Origin of the sequence: Candidatus Erwinia dacicola (assembly GCF_001756855.1) — a bacterium.
Lineage (GTDB): Bacteria > Pseudomonadota > Gammaproteobacteria > Enterobacterales > Enterobacteriaceae > Erwinia > Erwinia dacicola.
On record NZ_MAYS01000154.1, the window covers coordinates 1 to 2482 of the forward strand.

At 51.0% G+C, this 2482-nt stretch carries 3 protein-coding genes and 1 pseudogene; all 4 read left to right on the forward strand.

All coding sequences use genetic code 11. From position 1 onward, the window contains the following. On the forward strand, positions 1 to 344 hold a 344-nt coding region (locus BBW68_RS18745), incomplete at its 5' end, for a DUF6750 family protein (protein ID WP_186821276.1). A gap of 57 nt (positions 345 to 401) precedes the next feature. Continuing rightward, positions 402 to 1046: a hypothetical protein gene (locus BBW68_RS04780; RefSeq protein WP_070134237.1), complete on the forward strand. Its 645-nt coding sequence runs from the start codon at positions 402 to 404 to the stop codon at positions 1044 to 1046. Between the two features lie 58 nt (positions 1047 to 1104). Then, on the forward strand, positions 1105 to 1572 hold the full coding sequence (locus BBW68_RS04785; RefSeq protein ID WP_070134238.1) for a hypothetical protein: 468 nt from the start codon (positions 1105 to 1107) through the stop codon (positions 1570 to 1572). After that, a pseudogene (locus BBW68_RS04790) lies at positions 1569 to 2482 on the forward strand (conjugal transfer protein); the annotation flags it as partial. The gene BBW68_RS04785 and the pseudogene BBW68_RS04790, both read left to right, overlap by 4 nt.

Here is a 2482-nt window from a genome sequence, read left to right on the forward strand (position 1 = left end):
CTGATAACGCGAAATACCGGTTTCTGGCGGCCATGATGCTGATGCTGGGGAACCTTCCGGGTGCTCACGCCGCAGGCTGGTTCGATACCTTCAATGAAATCGGGCAGGGGATGCAGCAGGCGAGAAAGCCCGCCATGCTGATCTTCGGCACAATCGGCGTGGTGCTGGCTGGGATGGGGCTAATCATCATCAAGAACGTCAACGACCCGAAAAAGCAGCAGCAGAATCACGGTCGTGGCGTGATGTCGGGCGTGATTTACATCTTCATTGGCGTATGCCTGATTGCGCTGGCCGTTATCATCAAACGTACCGGTGATACCACGAACATTCAGACCGAAATCTGATTCACCCCACCGTCCGGTTCCTGCCGGACGGTAATACTTCTGGAGAAAGAAAACCGCATGAAACCCATTATTACACTGTCATTTATCGCCGCTGGCGCGTTGGCATTGAGCGGGTGTAACGACCCAAAAGAGGCGAACGAAAGCAACTTCAAAACAGCCGCACAGCAGTATCTGGATACAACCTATCCAGAATGTTATTTCAAGGCCAATTTCCCGTTTAAAACGGATGGGTTTGATTTTGGCAATACGCGAGCCGTGCTTAAAGCGCTGGCAGCGAAAGGGCTTCTGACAGAAACAGAAGTTTCGCGCAAGCACTATGAGAAATCATGGGGTTCAGAAGCCCATGATGTTGTCGTGAACAGCTACGTTCTGACCGATGAAGGCAAAAAGTATTACAAAGCGGGTACGGAAACCAACGCATTCGGCAAGGACACAGGCGGTTTTTGCTTCGGCAAAGCAAAGGTTGAAACGATTACGAATTTCACCGAGCCGTCCGATGCAATGGGGCAAAAAATATCCCGCGTCAACTATACCTACACGGTTACTGACATTCCTGAATGGGCTAAATCCGACGACATTATTGCTGCAAGCTCTAAGTTAAAAGAAGACGTGGCGTCTGAAAAAAATCCGGTCAGCGCAAAAGCCGTATTCGTGTTAACGAATAAAGGCTGGATGCACGAGCGGCTTGTCAACAAACGTTAATCCGAAAGGGTACTTCTGCCACAGTTAATCTGGTTGTGGCAGAACAACAGGAGGGAGTATGGAAAAACAGCCATGTTGTCAACTTTGCGGAATTGTCACCGATAAGCTGTATCGCTTTCAGGAAGATAAACAGCCTGAACGAGTTTATTGCCTTATGTGCTTTGAGCAACAGACTGATGAACTTGCCACCGACAGCACGGTGGGCTACTACGGCGTAAAACGGCATCCCCGCGCCAGTTTTGCTTTGTTAAAGCGGGCGATGATCCATGCGCTCAACAGCCCGGATGAAGTGCAGCAGAACAAAGCAAAGCGGGTGCTCAGGAAATTGTCTGAGTCGGCAGAACTGATAGCCGATACCTACGGCAGTAACCGCAGCGATGATTTACGCGACGTGCTGGGACGACAGGGGCGACTGGTACTGCTGGACAGTGAGAAAGACATTCAGCAGCAAATCAGCGCGGAAAAAGACGGTTTTCCCGACGCCTCGCAGTGGGCGGAGATTTATTCACGGAGAGTCAAAAAATGACGAGCATGATTGAAAACCTGCTGGTAAAAGTATCGAAATCAATGACCGGCGGCAACCTGCTGGGCTATTCCGATCTGGTCACGGTCGTCGGACTCACCGACGAAGACCGGGAGAAGCACCCGGAAATCACCCACCCGTACATCATGGTGACGGAGAACAGCGATTACCTGTCCATCATCGAAGTGGCCGGCATCAAGTCCGCATTCAGCGAAAAAGGCTTTACCGAGTATATCCAGAACCTCTCGCAGCTCCTGACCAGTCTGGTGTCAGAGCCGGGGAAAAAAATCAGCTACATTTTCGAGCGTGACCGTGGGCGCAACGCCGCTGAGCTGCATGAACTCTATAAGCCGCACGTCAGCGCCATGCGTCGCCTTGATATTCACCTCGACGATATGCTGGAGAATGAGGCGGGTAAATTTGTCATGCACTACGCCACAGAGAAAGCCTATATCGTGCTGTATTCCGCCGCCTGTCTGCTGGACAGCGCGGAAATCAAGGAAGAAGCCGTAAAGAACAATGCCGCCATGTCCGGTATTGAGAAGGTCGTCCGGGGGCAAAATCCCGTACAACTGACGCTCGAAGGGTTGCAACTGGCACATTATGCCTCCCTGCAAAAAATGCTTGAGGCATTCAAGGGACGCGAGAACGGTCTGATTGTCGATATTCTGGACGTGAAGAAAGCCGGGAATATCATGAAAACCATGTTGTGGCGTACCAGCACCCCGAAAGAATGGGAGCCGCGAACGCTCTACGATAAGGGCTGGTTGTATGAGCGGAACAATGTCAACGAGATTGACAATATTATGCCCTCACGGCTGGGCGCTCAGTTCTTATCGGGTGAAATGGACAAAATTATCGACCGCAAGCATGAAATCGTGGAATGCGATGGTAAGTATTACATCAGCATGTT